22 protein-coding genes are annotated in these 20286 nt (G+C 70.0%); 19 read left to right on the forward strand and 3 right to left on the reverse strand.

The window, feature by feature from the left end:
* The first annotated feature begins 47 nt into the window (after window positions 1–47).
* The gene (locus FNM00_RS10780) at window positions 48–737 is read left to right on the forward strand and encodes a helix-turn-helix transcriptional regulator (RefSeq protein ID WP_143913489.1); all 690 of its coding nucleotides are present in this window, start codon (window positions 48–50) and stop codon (window positions 735–737) included.
* A 7-nt stretch (window positions 738–744) separates the two neighbouring features.
* On the opposite strand, the gene FNM00_RS10785 is transcribed toward FNM00_RS10780, so the two are convergent.
* Complete coding sequence (locus FNM00_RS10785) at window positions 745–2667, reverse strand: MFS transporter (protein WP_221933686.1); 1923 nt, start codon at window positions 2665–2667, stop codon at window positions 745–747.
* Between the two features lie 198 nt (window positions 2668–2865).
* On the opposite strand from FNM00_RS10785, the gene FNM00_RS10790 reads away from it, so the two are divergent.
* From FNM00_RS10790 to FNM00_RS10865, 16 genes are all read left to right on the forward strand, one after another.
* The gene (locus FNM00_RS10790) at window positions 2866–3849 is read left to right on the forward strand and encodes a substrate-binding domain-containing protein (RefSeq protein WP_143913491.1); all 984 of its coding nucleotides are present in this window, start codon (window positions 2866–2868) and stop codon (window positions 3847–3849) included.
* Between the two features lie 40 nt (window positions 3850–3889).
* On the forward strand, window positions 3890–5395 hold the full coding sequence (locus FNM00_RS10795) for a sugar ABC transporter ATP-binding protein (protein WP_221933687.1): 1506 nt from the start codon (window positions 3890–3892) through the stop codon (window positions 5393–5395).
* Window positions 5396–5422: 27 nt separating this feature from the next.
* A complete protein-coding gene (locus tag FNM00_RS10800) occupies window positions 5423–6424 on the forward strand; it encodes an ABC transporter permease (RefSeq protein ID WP_143913494.1) in 1002 nt (333 codons plus the stop codon).
* An 18-nt stretch (window positions 6425–6442) separates the two neighbouring features.
* Window positions 6443–7516 (forward strand): zinc-dependent alcohol dehydrogenase family protein, encoded by a 1074-nt coding sequence (locus FNM00_RS10805; protein ID WP_143913496.1) that lies wholly within the window; start codon window positions 6443–6445, stop codon window positions 7514–7516.
* A complete protein-coding gene (locus FNM00_RS10810; protein WP_221933688.1) occupies window positions 7513–8742 on the forward strand; it encodes a DUF4380 domain-containing protein in 1230 nt (409 codons plus the stop codon). The genes FNM00_RS10805 and FNM00_RS10810 overlap by 4 nt, the downstream gene beginning before the upstream one ends.
* A complete protein-coding gene (locus FNM00_RS10815; protein ID WP_143913498.1) occupies window positions 8739–9491 on the forward strand; it encodes an SDR family NAD(P)-dependent oxidoreductase in 753 nt (250 codons plus the stop codon). Before FNM00_RS10810 ends, FNM00_RS10815 begins: the two co-directional genes overlap by 4 nt.
* Before the next feature lie 28 nt (window positions 9492–9519).
* On the forward strand, window positions 9520–10236 hold the full coding sequence (locus tag FNM00_RS10820) for a FadR/GntR family transcriptional regulator (RefSeq protein ID WP_143913500.1): 717 nt from the start codon (window positions 9520–9522) through the stop codon (window positions 10234–10236).
* The gene (gene dgoD, locus FNM00_RS10825) at window positions 10233–11381 is read left to right on the forward strand and encodes a galactonate dehydratase (protein WP_143913502.1); all 1149 of its coding nucleotides are present in this window, start codon (window positions 10233–10235) and stop codon (window positions 11379–11381) included. Before FNM00_RS10820 ends, dgoD begins: the two co-directional genes overlap by 4 nt.
* Window positions 11382–11394: 13 nt before the next feature.
* Window positions 11395–12027: a bifunctional 4-hydroxy-2-oxoglutarate aldolase/2-dehydro-3-deoxy-phosphogluconate aldolase gene (locus FNM00_RS10830; RefSeq protein WP_143913505.1), complete on the forward strand. Its 633-nt coding sequence runs from the start codon at window positions 11395–11397 to the stop codon at window positions 12025–12027.
* A complete protein-coding gene (locus FNM00_RS10835) occupies window positions 12024–12965 on the forward strand; it encodes a sugar kinase (RefSeq protein WP_221933689.1) in 942 nt (313 codons plus the stop codon). Before FNM00_RS10830 ends, FNM00_RS10835 begins: the two co-directional genes overlap by 4 nt.
* Entirely contained in the window at window positions 12962–13822 is an 861-nt protein-coding gene (locus FNM00_RS10840) for an SMP-30/gluconolactonase/LRE family protein (RefSeq protein WP_143913507.1), read from the forward strand. The genes FNM00_RS10835 and FNM00_RS10840 overlap by 4 nt, the downstream gene beginning before the upstream one ends.
* A gap of 66 nt (window positions 13823–13888) precedes the next feature.
* Window positions 13889–14980 (forward strand): baeRF2 domain-containing protein, encoded by a 1092-nt coding sequence (locus tag FNM00_RS10845; RefSeq protein ID WP_143913509.1) that lies wholly within the window; start codon window positions 13889–13891, stop codon window positions 14978–14980.
* Window positions 14981–14995: 15 nt separating this feature from the next.
* Window positions 14996–15880 carry a PfkB family carbohydrate kinase gene (locus FNM00_RS10850; protein ID WP_143913511.1) on the forward strand — a complete coding sequence of 295 codons (885 nt, stop codon included), beginning with the start codon at window positions 14996–14998 and terminating at the stop codon, window positions 15878–15880.
* A gap of 4 nt (window positions 15881–15884) precedes the next feature.
* Window positions 15885–16478, forward strand: coding sequence for a UdgX family uracil-DNA binding protein (locus FNM00_RS10855; RefSeq protein WP_143913513.1), 594 nt, complete (start codon window positions 15885–15887; stop codon window positions 16476–16478).
* Window positions 16479–16636: 158 nt separating this feature from the next.
* On the forward strand, window positions 16637–17050 hold the full coding sequence (locus FNM00_RS10860) for a DoxX family protein (RefSeq protein WP_143913515.1): 414 nt from the start codon (window positions 16637–16639) through the stop codon (window positions 17048–17050).
* Window positions 17051–17063: 13 nt separating this feature from the next.
* On the forward strand, window positions 17064–17534 hold the full coding sequence (locus tag FNM00_RS10865) for a PPOX class F420-dependent oxidoreductase (protein WP_143913517.1): 471 nt from the start codon (window positions 17064–17066) through the stop codon (window positions 17532–17534).
* Window positions 17535–17540: 6 nt separating this feature from the next.
* Here FNM00_RS10865 and FNM00_RS10870 read toward each other — a convergent pair whose 3' ends face one another.
* Window positions 17541–18119, reverse strand: a complete 579-nt coding sequence (locus FNM00_RS10870) for a helix-turn-helix domain-containing protein (RefSeq protein WP_143913519.1) — start codon at window positions 18117–18119, stop codon at window positions 17541–17543.
* Window positions 18120–18204: 85 nt separating this feature from the next.
* Between FNM00_RS10870 and FNM00_RS10875 the strand changes: the two genes are divergently transcribed.
* Window positions 18205–18819, forward strand: coding sequence for a class I SAM-dependent methyltransferase (locus tag FNM00_RS10875; protein WP_143913521.1), 615 nt, complete (start codon window positions 18205–18207; stop codon window positions 18817–18819).
* A 27-nt stretch (window positions 18820–18846) separates the two neighbouring features.
* On the opposite strand, the gene FNM00_RS10880 is transcribed toward FNM00_RS10875, so the two are convergent.
* On the reverse strand, window positions 18847–19623 hold the full coding sequence (locus FNM00_RS10880) for an SDR family NAD(P)-dependent oxidoreductase (protein WP_143913522.1): 777 nt from the start codon (window positions 19621–19623) through the stop codon (window positions 18847–18849).
* Between the two features lie 175 nt (window positions 19624–19798).
* Between FNM00_RS10880 and FNM00_RS19015 the strand changes: the two genes are divergently transcribed.
* Window positions 19799–20104 (forward strand): transposase, encoded by a 306-nt coding sequence (locus tag FNM00_RS19015; protein WP_221933691.1) that lies wholly within the window; start codon window positions 19799–19801, stop codon window positions 20102–20104.
* Window positions 20105–20286: the final 182 nt, after the last annotated feature.

Here is a 20286-nt window from a genome sequence, read left to right on the forward strand (position 1 = left end):
CAACGGGATGTCACTATCTATGTCATGAATGTGCCGAGGTCCGAGCGGTGAAACGCGCCGAACGGCTCCATGCCCTCTCCGAGATGCTGCGCCGCAGCGGCGCGCGAGGCGTCTCCGCCGAAAGGCTGGCGAGGGAGTTCGAGGTCTCCGCGCGCACGGTCAAGCGGGATCTCGATGCGCTGGAGAAGAGCGGCACGCCGATCTGGTCTCGTCCCGGCCCAGGTGGTGGATATGGGGTGACCGCAGGCACCTCCCTGCCGCCGGTCAGCCTGTCCTCGGCGCAGGCTGTGGCGCTCATGGCGGCCGTGTCGGCCGCACCCGATACCCCCTACGCGGATCTGGCGGCGGCCGGGGTTCGGAAGATCGTGGATGTCCTCGATCCCAGGACCCGAGGGCGTGCCGATCAGCTGGCCGACCGCATCTGGGTCGACGCACCTCCCTCAGCCTCGCGGGCCGTCAGGTCGGCGCTGGAGGAGGCGATGGTCGAACAACGGGTGATCCGCATCCGGTACACCTCGCGAGGGGGCGCCGCGACCACCCGTGATGTCGAGCCTGTGCTGTTCGCCTCCAGAAGCGGCCAGTGGTACCTGGTCGGCTGGTGCCGACTGCGCGACGCGATGCGGTGGTTCACGGTCTCGCACATCGAGCGGGCCAGCGTCACTAAGAGCCTTTGTACGGGCCACACCGTCCACGAGGTCGGAGTGCCCCCGGTGAACGCCAAGCCGGTGCACGGCTGACGGGAGGTCAGTGGTCCGCGGACACCTCGGCCGGGTCCTTCGCGAGCTCGATGTCGAAGCGGATGCTTTCGACGCCGACGACGAGTTTGCGTGAGGCGGCATCGCGGCTGCTGGGCCGGACGGCCGTGACCACATAGGGCCCCGCGCCGGGCAGTGGCACGCGATAGCGTCCGTGTTCGTCGCACCTCGTGGTCTGGACGAGTCCGCCGGACCCGTGGGCGAGGGCCACGGTCGCGTCGCCACAGGGTTCGCCCGCGTGGGTGACGCAGCCGTGGAGGGTCAGCTCCTCGCCGAGGCGCAGCACCGGCCCTGCCCCGTGTCCGGCGTAGTCGACGACCCGGGACGCGGGGCTCCAGCCAAGGGCGTTCACGGTGAAGACATAGGTGCCCGCTCCCGGGAGGACGACGGAGTAGCAGCGGTCCGGTCCGGTGGGGCTCCAGTCGACCTGGTCGCCATCGAGGGTCAGGACCGACACGAGGGAGGGGCGCTCGCGTTCAGAGCCGGGGAAGACCACCTCGCCGCGCACGACGACCTCCTGCCCCTGCGCCTCGCTGCCGCGGGCGGCGGAGGTGGTCGGGCGGGCGGCCGGGATGGCCAGGGCGAGGAAGACCGCGATCGTGGCGATGACGGCGGACGTCCAGGCCACCGCATCGATGCCGGCACGGGTCGGCAGGAGGGTCCCGCCGACCTCGGCGACGCTCGCCGCGAGGATCGCCGCGCAGCCCGCGCTCGCGACGGAGGATCCGAGGGTGCGGACGAGGGTGTTGAGGCCGTTGGCCGACGCGGTCTCGGTGATCGGCACGGCGCTCATGATGAGGGTGGGCAATGAGGCGAAGGCGATCGCGGTGCCGGCGCCGACCACGGTCGAGCCGATGATCACCTGGAGGACCGATTCGGAGAAAGGCACGCGGGCGGCGTAGCCGACGGCCATGACCCCTGCGCCGAGGATCAGGGTGAGACGCCCGCCGATGCGATCGAGGAGGCGGCCGGTGATCGGCGCCATCGCGGCCATCACCAGGCCCATGGGAATCATCGCGAGACCGGCTGTGCCGGCGTCGAGCCCGAGTCCGGCCCCGCTGGCGACGGGCAGTTGCAGCGACTGCGTCGTCAGCATCATATTGGCGAACATCGCGAAGCCGACGAAGAGCGAGGCGATATTGGTGGTCAGCACGGTGCGCTGGCGGGCGATCCGCAGGTCCACCATCGGCTGGCTGCGGCGCAGCTGGGTGGGGAACCAGATCACCAGGGTGAGCGCCGAGAGGCCGAGGAGTCCGAGCACGAGCGGGCTGTCCCAGCCCCACTGTCCGGCCTTCGTGAGCGGGAGCAGGAGGGCGACGATGGCGATCGAGAAGAGGATCGCGCCGAGGATGTCGAAGCGACCCGATGTGCGCACCGAGGACTCGTCGATGAACAGGGCGATCGTGATGACGAGCACGAGCCCGGCCACGGCGCTGAACCAGAAGATCGAGTGCCAGCCCAGGTGCTGGTAGAGCACGCCGGACAGCGGCAGGCCGAGGCCGGAGCCGATGCCCATGGTGGCGCTCATCAGGGCGACCGCCGTGCCCACGCGCTCCTTCGGCAGCTCGTCGCGCAGGATGCTGATGCCCACGGCGATCAGCGAGGCCGCGAAGCCCTGCATGGCCCGGCCGAGGATGAGCATCGCGAAGCCGGCCTCGAGGGCACAGATCACCGAGCCGATCACCATGATCGTGAGCACGACCATGAGCATCCGGCGTTTGCCGTACATGTCGGCCATGCGGGCGACGATGGGCGTGGACACCGCGGAGCAGAGGATGGTGGCGGTGATCAGCCAGGAGGCGTCCTCGGTGGTGACATCGAGCAGTCCGGGGAGGTCGGCGATCAGCGGGATGATCAACGTGAACTGCATCGCCGAGACGAGACCGCCGCAGGAGATGACGGCGATGGTCACCCACGGTGGCACTCGATGGGCGAACACGGCTGCCTCCAGACGGTGAGGGGTTTCAGGTGAACCGTACACCGGTGCCTGCGGGCGCCTCGCAGTCTCCCCATTCGCGATAAAAACATTAATTAGTAATTAATCTTGACATGGGCCGTGTCCGTCATCACACTGGTGTCCGAAGGTGACACCCGTGACACAAGAGGACACATGCGCGAAACGATCAAGATCTCCGCTGCCGGCCTGCTGGTGCTGGCGATGGCCGTCCTGGCGGGCTGCGGGCAGCAGGTGGGAGCGAACGGACGGGTCGGCGTGGTCTACCTCAACGCCGAGGGCTACTACGCGGGCGTACAGCGCGGCCTGGAGGCGACCTTCGACGCCGCCGATCGCGACCCGCAGCTCATCGCCACCAATATCCAGTCCGATGCGTCCCGCGAGAGCACCTTCGTCGACACGATCTCCTCGGTGCAGGCCGATGCCCTGATCCTGTCGCCGGCCTCGGCGACGGCGTCGATCCCCGCGATCCGGCTTGCACACGACAACGATGTTCCGGTGATCTGCTACAACACCTGCATCGAGGACGAGGCCGCCGAGAAGTACGTCTCGGGCTACATCCTCGGCGATCCGACGGAGTTCGGGGCGGCGTCGGGCCGCCAGATGGGCGACTACTTCATCGAGCAGGGCATCGACGATCCGCAGGTCGCGGTCGTCAACTGCGAGCAGTTCGAGGTCTGCATCCAGCGCCGCGAGGGCTTCGAGGCGGCGCTGCTCGAACGTGTGCCCGGTGCGCAGATCGTCGCCAACCAGGAGGGACTGACCCTCGACGCCGCCGTCGAGCGGGCCGAGCAGATCCTCACCGCGCATCCGGATGTCGACGCCTTCTACGGCGAGGCGGGGTCGCAGATGATCGGCGCGGTCCGGGCCATCGGCGCCCGCGGGCTGGAGGGCGAGGTCGTGGTCTTCGGCGGCGACATGAGCACCCAGGCGGCGCAGATGCTCCATGACAACTCGATCCTCAAGGGCGTCACCGATATCTCCGGCATCAAGGTCGGCGAGCTCGCGGCGGAGACCGCCTTGCAGATCCTCGCTGGTGACGAGCCCGACGAGTTGGTGATCCCCGCTCCGATCGACGAGTACGCGACCGCCGACTCCGGAGCGGACTGGATCGACACCCACCCCGATGGCATCCCGTGATCGCCGCGCCCCGTCCGTCCCTACGACCGAGGAAGAACCCGTGAGCACAACGACTGACACGATCGTCGCGGACGTTCGTGGTCTCACCAAGCACTACGCGGGCGTGCAGGCGCTCACCGATGCCGATGTCACGATCCACACCGGCGAGGTGCGGGCCCTGCTCGGACGCAACGGCGCCGGCAAGTCCACCCTCATTCGCCTGCTCGCCGGTGTCGAGACCCCGGATGCCGGTGCGGTGCGGATCGCCGGCGAGCAGCTCGACGGAGGCGTTCGCCGGGCCGCCGAGCTCGGCGTGGAGACCGTGCACCAGGAGCTGAGCCTCGTCCCGCAGCTGACGGTCGCCGAGAACATGTTCCTCGGCGCCTGGCCGCGCAGCGGAGGACGGGTCGACTACGCGCAGATGGCGCGGTCCGCCCGCGAGGTGCTCCACGAGCTCGGCCTCGCGATCGACGTGCACACCACCGTCGGCCAGCTCTCGATCGCCGAACAGCAGCTCGTCGAGATCTGCCGTGCCGTGCGACGCTCGCCGCGCCTGCTCATCCTCGACGAGCCCACCAGCGCGCTGGCTGCCGGCGAGGTCGCCGTCGTGCTGCGCACGGTGCGCCGCATCGCCGAGACCGGTGTCGCCGTGATCTACGTCAGCCACCGGCTGGACGAGATCCGCCAGGTGGCCACCAGCGCGACGGTCATGCGCGACGGCCGTGTGGTCGAGACCGTGGACCTCGAGGATGTCTCGACGGCGCGGGTGGTCGAGCTCATGCTGGGCGACGCGGCCCAAGAGCAGCGCCGCCCCGATCTGCGCCCCATCGACCGGACCGCCGAACCGCTGCTGAGCGTGCGCGATCTCGTCGTCGCTCCGAAAGTGGAGGACGTCGGCTTCGATGTCTATGCGGGCGAGGTCCTCGGACTCGCCGGGCTCATGGGCTCTGGGCGCAGCGAGACCCTGCGCGCCGTCGCCGGCTTCGATCCGATCGGCGCGGGGGAGGTCCACGTCGCCGGACGGCGCGTCGGGTCCGTGACGGCCCGCGGGATGAAGCGGCTCGGGATCGGCATGACACCGGAGGATCGCAAGAGCAGCGCGATCGTCCCGCTGCTCGGCGTCGACGAGAATCTCGTCCTCGCCGACTACCGCCAGGTCAGCTCCGGGCCAACGATCAGCTGGAATCGGCTGCGCCAGGCCGCCCGCGGCCTCATCGACCGGCTGTCGATCTCCACGGCGCGTTCGTCCACTCCCATCGTCAACCTCAGCGGCGGTAACCAGCAGAAGGCCGTGATCGGGCGCTGGTTGCATGCCGGGAGCCGGGTGCTGCTGCTCGACGAACCGACCCGCGGTGTCGACGTCCAGGCCAAGGACGAGATCTACCGCCTCATCCGGCAGCTGGCCGACGAGGGCGCTGCCGTCGTCTTCGTCTCCGGTGAGCTCGAGGAGCTTCCCCTCGTCTGCGATCGCGTCGTCGTCATGCGCCACGGGCGCGTCGCCGGCGAGCTGACCGGCGACGAGATCACGACCGACGCGGTCGTCGCGGCCGCCATGACCACCGACTGACCCCCTCAGCAGAACGAGAGAGCAGACATGACTACCACCACCGCATCGGCCGCCCCGGCCCGCGACCGCGGATCCTGGCTGCAGGGCACGCGCCTCAACGAGATCGGCCTCGTCGTCGCCATCGCCGTGCTCTACGTCGTCCTCGGCGTCACCGCCGCGGGCTTCCTCAACACCGGCAACCAGCTCGGCATCCTGCGCGATGCCGCCACGATCGGGATCGCCGCGTGGGGCGTCACGCTGGTCATCATCGCCGGTGAGATCGACATCAGCATCGGCCCCGCGGTCGCCTTCGCGTCCGTCCTGGTCGCGATGGGCAGCGCCGACTGGGGGCTCGGAGTCGTCGGGGCGATCGTGCTGACCCTGCTGGCGGGGATCGCCTGGGGTGCCGTCGCCGGCTGGCTGCGTGCCCAGTTCGGGGTGCCATCGTTCATCACCACACTCGGCCTCTGGAGCGTACTCGGCGGTCTGGGCCTCTACCTGACGAGCGCGCTCCCGGTCGTGCTCCCGCAGAGCGATCTGCTGGACCTGCTGGGCGGCTCGATCCTGGGCGTGCCCACCGCGGCGATCGTCATGCTCGTGCTCTTCGGCGTCTTCGTCTACATCGCCAAGTACACCGCCTACGGACGCGCGATCTACGCGATCGGCGGCAACGCATCGGCGGCGATGCTCGCCGGTATCAGCCTCACGCGGGTCCGCGTCATCCTCTTCGCCACCACCGGCCTGCTGTCGGCCATCACCGGCATCCTGCTCGCGGCCCGTCTCGGCGCCGGCTCGGGAAGCGCGGCCAGCGGTCTGGAGTTCGATGTCATCGCCGCCGTGGTGATCGGCGGCACGGCCCTCGCGGGTGGCCGCGGATCGCTGCTGGGCACCCTGCTCGGCGTCATCTTCATCACCGTGATCGGCAACGGGCTCGTCCTGCTCGGTGTCGACTCGTTCCTGCAGGACGTCATCCGCGGCGTGATCATCGTCGGCGCGGTGCTGATCAATGTGTGGGCCGGCCGCCGGGGCACCGCCACGCGAACGAGCTGAGAAGGAGAGGATCGTCCCATGACCACCACGATTCCGAGCACGATGACCGGGGTCTACCTGCCGGGCACGTCGAGCACCGAGCGTCGCGAGGTCCCCGTCCCCACGCCCGGCCCGGGCCAGGTGCTCGTGCATGTCGGAGCCTCAGGCATCTGCGGCAGCGATATCGGCTACATCTACCGCGGCTACAAGACCCACAAGGGGGTGGACGGACCCGCGTATCGCGGCGTCGTCAGCGGGCACGAGCCGTCAGGCCGCATCGTCGCGGCGGGCGAGGGAGTCCGGCGCTTCGGCGTCGGCGACCGCGTGATCGTCTACCACATCGCGGGCTGCGGCCTGTGCGACAACTGCCGTCGCGGGTTCTACATCTCCTGCAGCTCCGAGGCGCGAGCCGCCTACGGCTGGCAGCGCGATGGAGGGAACGCCTCCTATGTGTTGGCCGAGGAGCGGACCTGCGTGCCGTTGCCCGATGAGCTCTCGTATGTCGACGGTGCGCTGATCGCCTGCGGATTCGGTACCGCCTATGAGGGACTGCGGCGTATCCGGGTCAGCGGCGAGGGGGATCTGCTCGTGGTCGGCCTGGGCCCGGTCGGCCTGGCGGCCGGCATGCTCGGCCGGGGCATGGGGGCTCGGCGCGTGGTCGGCCTCGAGCCGAGCACGGGGCGCCGGTCCTGGGCCGAAGGGCTCGGGGTCTTCGACGCGACCTTCCATCCCGAGGAGCTGTCCGCCGCGATGGATCTGACCGGCGGCCGCGGATACGGCTTCACGATCGATGCCTCGGGCACCGCCCCCGGCCGCTCGTCGGCCCTCGACGGGGCAGCCGAGTGGGGGCACGTCTCGCTGGTCGGTGAGGGCGGCGAACTGGTGACCGAGGTGTCGGACACCCTGCTGCACAAGCAGTTGACGCTGCACGCCTCCTGGGTGACCTCGCTTCCGGCGATGACGGAGCTGGCGGAGAATCTCGTGTCCTGGGGGCTGCGTCCCGAGGCCATCGTGAGCGACCGTTTCGCCCTGGAGGACTCCGATGCCGCCTTCGCGCTCGCGGCGGGGGCCAGCGACGGCAAGGTGGTCTTCGTGGCGGACGGAGACGTGTGACCACGGCAGTGCTTCCCTCCGTCTCGGTCGACCGTGCCGCTGGTCGGCCGGAGGTGGTCTGGCTGGACAACGGCATCCTGCGGCTCGGTGTCGTGCCGGCGGCCGGGGGACGCCTGCTGAGCGTCGCGCTGCACGGGCACGAGACCCTGTGGCGCAACGCGGATCTGCTCGATGACGACCTGCATCCCCGCGACGGCCACCGGATCGAACCGCACGACGGCCCGATGAGCGCGTGGTCGAACTACGGCGGCGACAAGACCTGGCCGGCCCCGCAGGGGTGGTCAGGACCCGGGGAGTGGGCGGGACCGCCCGATCCGGTGCTCGACTCCGGTCCGTACGCGTGGTCGACGGATATCGGAGTCGACGGTGCCGCCGTCCTCACGATGACGAGTGCCGATGATGCTCGTTCCGGACTGCGTCTGCAGCGGGAGATCGTGCTACGACCGGGTGAGTCGGCCTATGAGCTCACGCTGCGAGGGACCAATGTGTCCGACGGGCCGGTGAGCTGGTCGCTGTGGAATGTGACCCAGCGCGCCGCCGACGCGCCCGGCAGCGGCGGCGTGTGGGTCGGGGTGGCGCCCGATGACGCGCGAACCGTCGAACTGGCTATCGGCACGGGTGCTCCTTCGGCTGAGGTGGCCGCCCCGGGCATCGTCTATCTCGCCCATCAGGATGTCGTCGGCAAGCTCGGCTTCCCGACCGCCACCGGATGGCTGGCCCACGCGGCCGGCGGATCGACCACCACCCAGGTGGTGCCGGTCGACGAGGGCGGCGAGTATCCCGACGGCGGTTCTCGCGTCGAGGTGTGGATGGAGCATCCGCTGGAGCAGCCCATCGCGCACCTGGGCGATCTCCTGCCGCCGGCCCGCATCGTCGAGGTCGAGGTGCTCTCCCCGCGGCGCACGATCGAACCGGGCGGACAGCTCGAAATCTCGGTGCGGTGCGCGTCCGCCGACGGTGAGCGGCCCGTGCGCTCGGTGGCGTTCGCCGGACACTGGAGCGCGCCATCGGCACAGGGTGACGGCCGCTTCGCGGTCGCCTTCCACGCCTATGTCAACGGCACGCTCTACGTGGGTGACGATGACCAGCGGATCGGCGAGATCGCTGCCGGTCAGGTGACCGAAGTGCTCGTTACCGCGGCGCTGCTCGGCCGGCGTGCGGTCGTGATCCGCCACGAGGACGGACGACGTGTCGACGCGGGACGACTGCCGGAGGGGGGCCGATGAGCGAGCGAAGGTTGGGAGTGAGCCGCACCGCTGTCGTGACCGGGGCCGCCCGAGGTATCGGGGAGGCGACCGCGCGCCGGCTCGCCGATGCGGGATGGAAGGTCGCCCTGCTGGATCGCGACCCCCTCGTCACCCAGACGGCGGAGCGGATCGGAGCGGCGGCCCGCGGCTATGTCAGCGATGTCGCCTCGGCCGAGGACTGGGCGGCGACCATCGACCGGGTGCGCGACGAGCTCGGCGAGGTCGACGACCTCGTTTCCAATGCCCTCGTCACGGATCCGACGCCTCTGCACGAGATGGACCCGGAGTCCTGGCAGCGCCAGCTCGATGTGAATCTCACGGGAGCGTTCCATGGGGTGCGGGCCTGTCTCCCGGGGCTGCGGCGCCACCGCGACGGACGGATCGTCATCGTGTCCTCCGTGCACGCGGCATTCGGTCTTCCGGACGTGCCCGGATATGCCGCGACCAAGGCCGGGCTGACGGGGCTGACGCGCCAGCTCGCGGTGCAGTACGGCGGCGAGGTGCGGGTCAACTGCGTCGTCCCGGGCCCGATCCGCACGGCGCAGTGGGACCGGCTCAGCGAGGACGACCTTCGCCGCAGCGCGGCGGAGACGGTGATGGGCAGGATCGGCGAGCCGTCGGAGGTCGCCGGGGTGATCGCCTTCCTGCTCGGCGACGAGGCGGGCTTCGTGACCGGCTCGACCGTGACGGTCGACGGCGGCTGGAGCATCACCAAGAACTCGTCGTGACCATGCGATACCGACTGAAGGAGCAGATGTGAGCGGATACCGCGGACGCGGAGTGCACGGCAGCACCGTCGAGGTGCTCGGCGCGCGGATCGTCGACGGCTCCCTCGGCCCCGGCGAGGTCCTCGATCTCGCCGCGATCGGCGCGGAGTTCGACGTATCGCTCACGGCGCTGCGCGAGGCGATCAAGGTGCTGACCGCCAAGGGACTGCTGGATGCGCGGCAGAAGCGCGGCACGTTCGTGCGGCCGCGTAGCGAGTGGAATGTGCTCGACAGCGATGTCATCCGCTGGCGTCAGCAGTCCGGTGACGCCGCCGCGGTCTTGCGCGATCTCGCCGAGGTGCGCACGGCGATCGAGCCCGAGGCGGCCGCGCTTGCCGCCCAGCGCCGGGACGAGCGCGACCTCCAGGCGTTGCGCGATGCCCTCGCGGCGATGGACGCCGCACGCGACAAGCTGCCGCGCGATGCCGCGGACGCCGATCTGCAGTTCCACCAGGCGCTGCTCGATGCGACGCACAACGAGCTCTTCGCGCAGATGCGGATCTTCGTCGAGCCCGCGCTGTACATCCGCGATGAGCTGGTGCACGACCACGCCGTGAGCGATCCGCTGCCGAGCCACCGCAGGGTGGTCGACGCGGTCGAGGCGGGGGACGTCGTCGAGGCGCGGGCGGCGGCGCTCGCGCTGTTGGAGCAGAGTGTCGAGGACGTCGTGCGCGTGCTCGACGAGGAACAGGGGGGAGACGCGTGAAGATCACGCGCATCGAGACCTTCGCGGTGCCGCCGCGCTGGGTGTTCTGCCGGGTCGAGACCGATGACGGTCTGGTGGGCTGGGGCGAGCCGGTGGTCGAGGGACGGGCCGCGACGGTCCGCACGGCCGTGGAGGAGCTCTCCGGTCTGCTCCTCGGGGAGGACCCTCGCCGCATCGAGCACCACTGGCAGCGCCTCACCAAGGCCGGCTTCTACCGAGGCGGTCCGGTCCTGTCCAGCGCCGTCGCGGGTCTGGACCAGGCCCTCTGGGACATCCTCGGCCAGTCGCTGGGGGTGCCCGTGCACGCGCTGCTGGGCGGCGCGGTCCGCGACCGGGTGCGGGTCTACGGCTGGATCGGCGGGGACGAGCCACGTGCGGTCGCCGCGGCCGCGCGCGGTCAGGTCGAGGCCGGGCTGACGGCGATCAAGATGAACGCGACCGGTCGCTGGGATCGCCTCGCGACCCCGGCGGGCCTGCGCGAGGTCGCGGGCCGTGTCGAGCAGGTCCGCGCGGCCGTGGGCGATGACATCGATGTGGCGGTGGACTTCCACGGCCGGGTCGGCCCCGCCGACGCGCGACGGCTGTTGCACGCGATCGAGCCGTACGCGCCGGTCTTCGTCGAGGAGCCCGTGCTGCCGGAGCTGGCGATGCACCTGCCGGAGATCGTGCGGTCCTCGGTGGTGCCGATCGCGACGGGGGAGCGGCTGTTCGACCGGGCGAGCTTCCGCACGGTCCTGGACGCCGGCGTGGCCGTCGCGCAGCCGGATCTCTCGCATGCCGGGGGGATCTCGGAGGTCCGGCGGATCGCCGCGCTCGCTGAGACGTATGGCGCGCTGCTGGCCCCGCACTGTCCGCTCGGGCCGGTGGCTCTGGCATCGAGCCTGCAGGTCGCCTTCGCGACCCCCAACTTCCTGCTGCAGGAGCAGTCGATCGGCATCCACTACAACGACGGGTCGGCCGAGCTGCTCGACTACGTCGTCGATAGGAAGCCGTTCGCCTTCCCCGGTGGCTCGATCGAGCGCTGGGAGCGGCCCGGCCTCGGCATCGAGGTGGACGAGGCCGCGGTGCGAGCCGCCGATGCGCGCGGGCACGACTGGAAGGGTCCGGTGTGGGAGCACCCGGACGGATCATTCGCCGAGTGGTGAGAGGACGCGAGGAATGAGCGAGCGCGAGGGCTTCGTCGAGAGACTGGCCGAGCACCGTCTGCTGGGGATCATCCGGGGCACCGACCCGGACGCGAGCATCGCGACGGCCTTGGCCCTGGCCGAGGAGGGGGTGCGGCTGTTCGAGGTGTCGCTGACGAGTGCCGATGCGTTGCGGGTGCTGCGCGAGGTGCGGGCGGCCGTCGGCGACGATATCGAGCTGGGGGCGGGCACGGTACTCACTCCCGAGCAGGCGGATGCGGCCCTGGAGCACGGTGCGACCTATATCGTGACGCCCGCCGTGGCCCCGTCGGTCGCGTACTCGGTGGGACTGGGCGTCCCGGTCGTGTGCGGTGCGCTGACGCCGACCGAGGTGGTGACGGCCGTCGGGCTCGGCGTGGATGCCGTCAAGATCTTCCCCGCCAACGTCGCCGGACCTCGCTATCTGAAGGATCTGCGGGCGCCGTTCCCCGATGTGCCCTTCGTGCCCGTGGGTGGTGTGGGGGCCCAGGAGGTCCCGGAGTATCTGGCGAACGGTGCGGTGGCGGTCGGCGTCGCGAGCCCGTTGTGCGGCGACGCGCCCGATGGCGGTGACCTGGAGGAGTTGCGGGGGCGCGCCCGCGACTTCCTGGACCAGGTCGCCCGATGACCGGGACGACCGCCGGCGTGGAGGTGCTGACGGCCGGTGAGACGATGACCGCGATCCGGTGCGATCAGCTGCTTCGCCTCGGTGGTCGGGCGAGTGTCTCGATCGCCGGAGCGGAGAGCAATGTGGCGATCGCGATGGCGCGGCTCGGTCACCGGGTGGCGTGGTCGGGGCGGGTCGGAGGCGACGAGTCCGGCGAGTTGATCCTGCGGACGCTCGCAGCAGAGGGCGTCGACACGAGCACGGTGGTGCGCGACGACGCGGCAGCCACGGGACTGTTGATCTTCGAGCAGCGGCTGCCCGATGTCACGCGCGTCGAGTATCACCGTGCGGGGTCCGCCGGGTCGCGGTGGCGGGTCGCGGATGTGGATGCCGCGCTGGCCCTGGCACCTCGGCTCGTGCACGTGACGGGCGTGACGGCGGCGTTGTCGGCGACGACGCGCGACGCGCTGGCGCTGTTGGTGCGGCGGGCGCGGGAGGGTGGCGCGGTCGTCAGCCTGGACGTCAACTTCCGTTCGCGATTGTGGTCCCGCGACGAGGCGGCGCCGGTGCTGCGAGAGCTGGCCGGGTACGCCGATATCGTCATCGCTTCGCCGGACGAGCTGGAACTGCTGGGCTCCGATGCCCGCGCGCTCGTCGCAGCCGGGGCACGCGATGTGGTGGTCAAGCACGGTGCCGAGGGCGCTACGGCGATCACCGAGGAGGGTGAGGAGTCAGTGGCGGCGCACCGGGTCCGGGTCGTCGACTCGATCGGTGCGGGCGATGCGTTCAGCGCCGGCTACCTGTCGGCTGTGCTCGACGGTGCCGGTGTCGGTGAGCGGCTGCGGCGAGGCACCGCTCTCGGCGCCTTCGCGGTGGCCAGCGCCGGTGACTGGGAGGGGCTGCCTACCCGCGATGAGCTCGACCTGGTCAGTGTCGGTGAGGGAGCGGCGATCCGATGAGCGCCGTCTCAGGTCCCTGGCAGGCCGTGGATGATCGTCGCTGCGAGCTCGGCGAGGGTGCGCGCTGGCTCTCGTCGGGGCGGTTCGTCTTCGTCGACCTGCTGGCCGGACGGTTGTTCTCGACCAGCGGCGAGCCGGGAGCGGGGGCCCATGAGGAGCTCGCGCTCGACGTGCCACTGGGCGCGGTGGCCGAACACGGTGACGGATGGATCGTCGCGGCGGGCGAGGGCGTCGTCGTGCTCCGCGAGGGCGAGCCGACCTGGCTCGCCCGTCCTGCCGCTGATGCGGCGGTCGCGATGCGCATGAACGATGGGGTCGCCGATGTCCGCGGCCGGTTCTGGGCCGGCGCGATGCCCTATGACGGCGAGCCGGGCACCGGGTTCCTTCTGCGGGTCGATCCCGACGGCTCCGTGCATCGGGTGCTCGACGGGTTGACGATCCCCAACGGGCCGGCGGTGACGCCCGATGGCTCGCGACTGTTCCTCGCCGATACCCCGACGGGCTGGGTCCGCGCCTACGATGTCGACCCGGTGACCGGCGATCTCGGCCCGGCACATGACTTCGCCCATGTGGAGGATGGCGGGCCGGATGGGATGGTCGTGGATGCCGAGGGATGTGTGTGGTCGGCGATCTGGGGCGCCGCTCAGTTGCGGCGCTTCGGGCCCGATGGAGTGCTGCGCGAGGTGATCGAGGTGCCGGTGCAGCAGCCGACGAGTATCGCACTGAGCGGTACAGGTCCGGGACGGATCCTCGTGACCTCCGCGACCCACGGGTTGGACGATCCGGGTGAGCTCGACGGTTGCACGATCACAGCGACCACCGATGTCCGGGGGATCGCCGCGGCTTCCTTCGGCTGAGCCGGCGTTTGCCGCGCGGGGCGACGGGGTACGTCCGGGACACCACCGAGACGAGAGGAGTCGCCCATGCGATTGGACACCGTCAAGCCGGTCTTCGAGCACGACGGACCCTTCGTGACCGTCTACACCGAGGTCGGCCGTGACAGCGAGGATGCCGTGTCTCAGCTCGAGGCACGGTGGACGACGATCTCACACGAGCTGGAGAGCGCGGAGCTGTCCTCGGACCTCATCGCCGAGATCGGGCGTCGTGTGCAGGAGAACACGCATCTGCCCGGGGACGTGGGTCGCACGGTGCTCGCCACCTCCGATGAGATCGTGTTCGACGACGTGCAACCCGGTCATACCCACTGGCCGGAGGTGGCCGATGTGGCTCCGTTGCCGCAACTCGCGGGGTGGATCGCCGCGGGGGATGCGGCCAGGTCCTTCCTGCTGGTGGTGGCCGATCGCGTCGGCGCCGATCTCTCGATCCATCGCGCGGTCCCGGGCCCGGCGGATGAGGAGGCCTCCGTCGAGGGGGAGGACTTCTACATCACCAAGGTCGCCGAGGGCGACTGGGCGCAGAAGCAGTACCAGCGGACTGCCGAGAACAACTGGGTGCACAATGCCCGGCTGGTGGCGGACGAGGCGCGCAGTCTGGCGCGCCGCCACGGCACCAGGGTGACGCTCGTCGCGGGGGAGACGAGGGCGCGAGCGGAGGTGCTCCGTGCCCTGCGCGAGGAGGACGAGGCCACGGTGGCGCCGCTCATCGAGATCGAGTCCGGCGGCCGCGCGGCGGGGTCCTCCGAGACCGCGCTGTGGAACGAGATCCGTGAGGCGATGACCCATCTAGAGGGTGAGGACGATGCCGAGGTGGGCGCGCAGCTCGACGAGGCGCTCGGACGAGGTGAGGGCGCGGCGACGGGCCTGAACGATGTGGCCGACGCGCTGGCTCAGTCGCGGGTCGACCGGCTCGTGCTCGATCTCGCCGAACTGGAGGGCCGGACCATCGCGACGGATCGTCTCGACGGCGTGCCGCTGCCGGCCGGTGCGCGGGCCGAGACCGAGTTGCCGGCCGATCGTGCGCTGGTGGCCGCGGCAGCGCTCACGGGTGCGTCGGTGACGCTGCTCTCGTCCGCGATGAGCCACGGCGGAGTCGCCGCACTGCTGCGGTGGGCCTGAGCCGGAGCTGTTCGTATGGGTGTCGTCGTGATCGGCGAGATCTGCCGCGATCTCGTGCTGCAGGTCACCGAGCATCCCGGTCCCGATGCGTCGGCCGCGGTCCTGGAACGCCGGGAGATGCTCGGTGGGAAGGGCGCTAACCAGGCGGTCGGGCTCGCGCAGCTCGGCGAGACGGTCGAGCTGATCGGCGTCGCGGGTGAGGACGAGGTGGGAGCTGAGTGTCTGGAGCAGCTCGCCGCCGATGGTGTCGGGATCCGCGGGGTCGCGCGACGGGGGAGCACCGCCTTGATGGTCACCACGGTCGACGGCTCCGATGACCGCCGGTTGTTCGAGCAGCGGCCGGCTACCGCACTGGTGACCGAGGCCGATGTCATCGATGCTCTCGCCGGGGTCAGCGCGACCGATACGGTCTCGATCCAGCTGCAGCAACCCGCAGCGCCGGCGCTGGCAGCCGTCCGCGCGGCCAAGCGGGTGGGAGCGACGGTGGTCGCCGATGGCGTGGTCGAGGGACGGAGCCGCGACGAGCTGCTTCCCGGGGTCGACGTGCTGCGGGCCGATGGGAAGGAAGCGGCGATCCTCGGGGGCGAACCGATCGAGGAGGTCGCGAAGGCCGCCGCGCTCGGCCGTCAGCTGGTGGCCGAGGGGCCCGGGCTGGTGGTCCTCGCCGTTCCCGGTGTTGGCGATCTCCTGGTCTGGTCGCAAGGAGATCACCTTCTGCCGCTGGCCGATGTCTCCGTGGTGGATCGAACGGGTGCCGGCGATGCCTTCGTCGCCGGGCTCGTGCATGGCATGCGACAGGGCGGTGGGGCGGTCGACATCGGGCGGTTGGCGACGGCGGCTGCCGCCGCGACGGTTCAGCGACTGGGCGGCCGTCCCGATCTCACCGGGTTATGTTCCTAGCATCATGACGAAGCTGAGCGAGTTGCGCGAGGAGATCGCCGGGTGCCGCCGTTGCGAGCTGTATCGCGAGGCTACGCAGGCGGTGACATCGGTGGGGAACACCCGGGCGCGGATGATGCTGGTCGGGGAGCAGCCCGGGGATCGCGAGGACGTGGAGGGCGAACCGTTCGTCGGACCGGCCGGTCGTGTGCTGGATGCGGCACTGCGGTCGGCGGGTATCGAGCGGTCGGACGCCTACCTCACCAATGCCGTGAAGCACTTCCGCTTCGAGCGGCGCGGCAAGCGACGGATCCATCGCAAGCCGGCCGTCGAGCACATCGAGGCGTGCCATCCGTGGCTGGAGGCCGAGGTCGCGATCGTGCGGCCGCGGGTCGTCGTCTGCCTCGGTGCGACGGCGGGTCGCGCCGTCCTCGGTCGTCCGGTGCGTATCGGCGAGGAGCGCGGCGGGCTCATCGAGGACGTCGATGAGACGGGTGGTGCGGCCGTCGTCATCACGACCCATCCGTCGTCGTTGCTGCGGTTGCGCGACCGGGGCGACTACGACGCCGAGCTGGAGCGTCTGGTCACCGATCTGCGCCTGGCGGCCTCCGCCCTCTGAACTTCCTGTGCCCTGGGCGGTGAGTATGCGTCCGTTCTCATCTCCGGCCGGTGCGTCAGCGTCCGTTGGGATCTTCAGAAGGGACGCTCACCCACCGCTCCGGCCGGGCGGTGTGTGCTCCACAGGCGGCCACCCGATTCCCGACCTAGGCTCGATCCATGAGTGCTGTTCGCACCGCTGCCCGGCTTCTGCTGGGAGCGTTCATGGTCACGGCGGGCACGTTGCATCTGACGACGCAGCGTGAGGAGTTCCAGGCACAGGTGCCGGACTGGTTCCCGGTCGACGAGGACCTCACAGTGCTCGGCTCGGGAGTGGTGGAGATCGGTCTCGGGGCGGCGTTCATCGCGGCCCCGCGTCGCAAGCGCCTGGTCGGCGGGCTGCTGGCGGCGTTCTTCGTGGTGATCTTCCCGGGCAATATCGCCCAGTACGCCGAGGGCACGGACGCGTTCGGCCTGGACACTGACGGCAAGCGGCTGGCGCGGCTGTTCTTCCAGCCGGTGCTGGTGCTGTGGGCGTTGTGGGCGGGTGGCGTCTTCCGCCGGCGGTCGGCGGACCGCGAGCACGCGGACTGAAAGGAACGCAGACATGGCACCGACGATCGCGACGAACACCCGGGTCGATCTCGACGGACTGCTCGAGTTCGTCCGTCCCCGGCATCGGATGATCCTCATCACTGAGCGCGCCGATGGCACGCCGCAGGCGTCTCCGGTGACCGGCGGTGTCGACGACTCCGGCCGGGTGGTGATCGCGACCTATCCCGAGCGCTACAAGACCCGCAATGCCCGCGAGCGTTCTGGAGTCAGTGTCGTGGTGCTCTCCGATGACTGGAACGACGCGTGGGTGCAGGTGGACGGCACCTGCGAGGTGCTCGATGCCGTCGACGGCGATGAGGCACTGGACGCCTTCGTCGAGTATTTCCGGAACATCTCGGGGGAGCATTCGGACTGGGACGAGTACCGTCAGGCGATGATCGACCAGGGCAAGTCGCTGCTGCGCATCACGCCGGAGCGTTGGGGTCCGGTCGCCACGGGCGGCTTCCCGCCCCGCCTGGCCTGACGAGGCTCACCCGCTGGCGCGGATGTGGGTGCGTTCGCCCTGACGCCCGATGAGACTGAGGAATTCGACGGGCCCCGCGCTGGTGGCACCGAACCAGTGGGGTGTGCGGGTGTCGAATTCGGCTGCCTCGCCGGGGGAGAGGCGCAGGTCCTGGTCGCCGAGGATGAGTCGCAGAGTGCCGTTGAGCACGTAGGCCCAGTCGTAGCCCTCGTGTGAGTGGAGGTCGGGGACTGCGTCGTCGACGCCGACGGGGATGACGAACTTGTAGGCCTGGATGCCGCCCGGCCTGCGGGTGAGGGGGATGATCGTCGATCCGTCGCTGTTGGCGATGGGGCGTAGGTCCACGCGGGGGTCGGCCGTGCGTGGAGCGTCGACGAGGGAGTCGAGGGTGACGCCGTGGTAGCGCGCGAGCGGCAGCAGCTGTTCGAGGGTGGGACGGCGCAGTCCGGCTTCGAGGCGCGACAGGGTGCTGATGGAGATGCCGGTCGCGTCCGACAGTTGGTTGAGCGTGACATCGCGGCGGAGTCGCAGGTGTTTCAGGCGGGGGCCGACGGCGTCCATGGTCTCGTCGATGAGATCGCTCATGGCCTCAGTTTGCCATTCAGCAAAGATAGTTGCCAGTTTGGTCGGCCAGCGCGATGCTGATGGGGTGATGCATGACGAGAACGAGATGACACACGATTTCGATCGGGAGTACTGGGAGAGGCATTGGAATGCCGACGGTGTCGCGGTCGGTGCTGGCCGGTTGCCTGCCAACCCGTATGTGGCGACCGAGACTGCCGGGCTGACGGCCGGGTGGGCGCTGGACGCCGGATGCGGCAACGGCGGAGAGGCGCTGTGGCTGGCGCAGCAGGGCTGGCGGGTGACGGGCGCGGACATCTCGGCATCGGCTCTCGCGACGGCAGGGGCTCGGGCCCGCGAGTCAGGGCTGGAGGGAACGGTCGAGTGGGTCGAGGCGGACCTGACCACGTGGGAGCCGGGGCGGACCTGGGATCTGGTGGTGACGAGCTATGCCCATCCGGCGACGGGCCAGCTGGACGTCTATCGCCGGATCGGGGAGTGGGTGGCACCGGGCGGCACGCTGTTGATCATCGGTCACAGCCATGACGACCATGCCGGCCACGGCCATCCGGAGCACGCGACGGCCACGGTCGACGGCGCCGCGGCGTTGTTCGGCGGTTCCGGGTGGGAGGTCGACGCCAGTTATGAGACCACTCGGGTTGTCGAGACCGGTCGCGGCCGGACCGAGCTGAACGATGTGGTCGTCCGCGCCCGTAGGGTCTGACGGCTGCCAGACCCTACGGGGCCGTGATCACTTGGGAGGCATGCGGATGGCGCCGTCGACGCGGACGGTCTCGCCGTTCATGTAGGAGTTGGTGACGCATTCGAGCACCATGCTGGCGAGCTCCTCGGGGTGTCCGAGGCGCTTGGGGAAGTTGACGGACTCGCCGAGCTTGGCCTTGAATGCCTCGGCCTGCTCGCCTTCACCGTAGATGGGGGTGTCGATGAGGCCGGGGGCGACGGTGTTGACGCGGATGCCGGCGGCGGCGAGGTCGCGTGCGGCGGGGAGGGTGAGGCCGACGATGCCGCCCTTGGAGGAGGAGTAGGCGGCCTGGCCGATCTGCCCGTCGAAGGCGGCCACGGAGGCGAGATTGCAGACCGCACCGCGCTCACCGGACTCCAGCGGCTCGTTGCGGGAGATGGCGGTGGCGGCGAGGCGCATCGCGTCGAAGGTACCGATGAGGTTGATCGAGATGACCTTCTTGTACGCGTCGAGGTCGTGCGCGGACTCGTAGGTCCCGTCGCGACCGATCGTGCGCTGCGCCCAACCGATGCCGGCGGAGTTGACGAGGACGCGCAGGGGAGCGAGCTCCTCGGCGGCGGCGATCGCGGTCTTGATCTGCTCGGTGTCGGTGACGTCGACGCGGATGAACACGCCGCCGATCTCCTGCGCGAGCGCCTGCCCCGCGTCCTCGTTCAGGTCGGCCACGACGACGAGTGCGCCCCGATCATGCAGTTGCCGCGCGACCGCCGCGCCGATGCCCGATGCGCCGCCGGTGACGATGGCCGATGCTCCCGCGATGTCCATATGGTTCCTCGAATCCGTGATGACGTCAGTGTCCACCGGCAGTCTCGCACGGACGTGGGACGAAGGTGGTCGGATCGGGTCGCTTCTTCCCGGGAGGACGGAGATTCCCGGGCGTGATGCAGCCGTAGGTGACAACTGACTTCTGGTGCGCAGCATCAGGAGAGAGGATGTCGCTATGCCTGCTCCCTATCCGCAAGAGTTCCGCGATGACGTGGTCGCGGTCGCCCGTGGACGAGACTCCAAGACCACGTTGAAGCAGATCGCTGAGGACTTCGGCATCGCTGAGGCCACGCTCACGAACTGGCTGAAGGCCGCCGACATCGATGACGGCATCCGGCCCGGTGTGAGCGCCAGCGAGGTGGCAGAGCTGCGTGAGCTGAAGCGTCGCAACCGGTTGCTGGAGCAGGAGAACGAGGTTCTGCGTCGAGCGGCGGCCTACCTGTCTCAGGCGAACCTGAAGCTGGGTGGCTCGTCAAAATGATCTACCCGCTCGTGAGCGAGCTGGCCGAAGACGGGATCCCCGTCACGGTCGCGTGCGGGGTCTTGAAGCTTGCGCGCCAGCCGTACTACCGCTGGCTCGAGAACCCGGTCAGTGACGCTGAGTGGGTCCAGGCGCACCGGATCAACGCCCTTCACGATGCCCACGTCGAGGACCCAACATTC

Origin of the sequence: Aeromicrobium piscarium (assembly GCF_007421815.1) — a bacterium.
GTDB lineage: Bacteria > Actinomycetota > Actinomycetes > Propionibacteriales > Nocardioidaceae > Aeromicrobium > Aeromicrobium piscarium.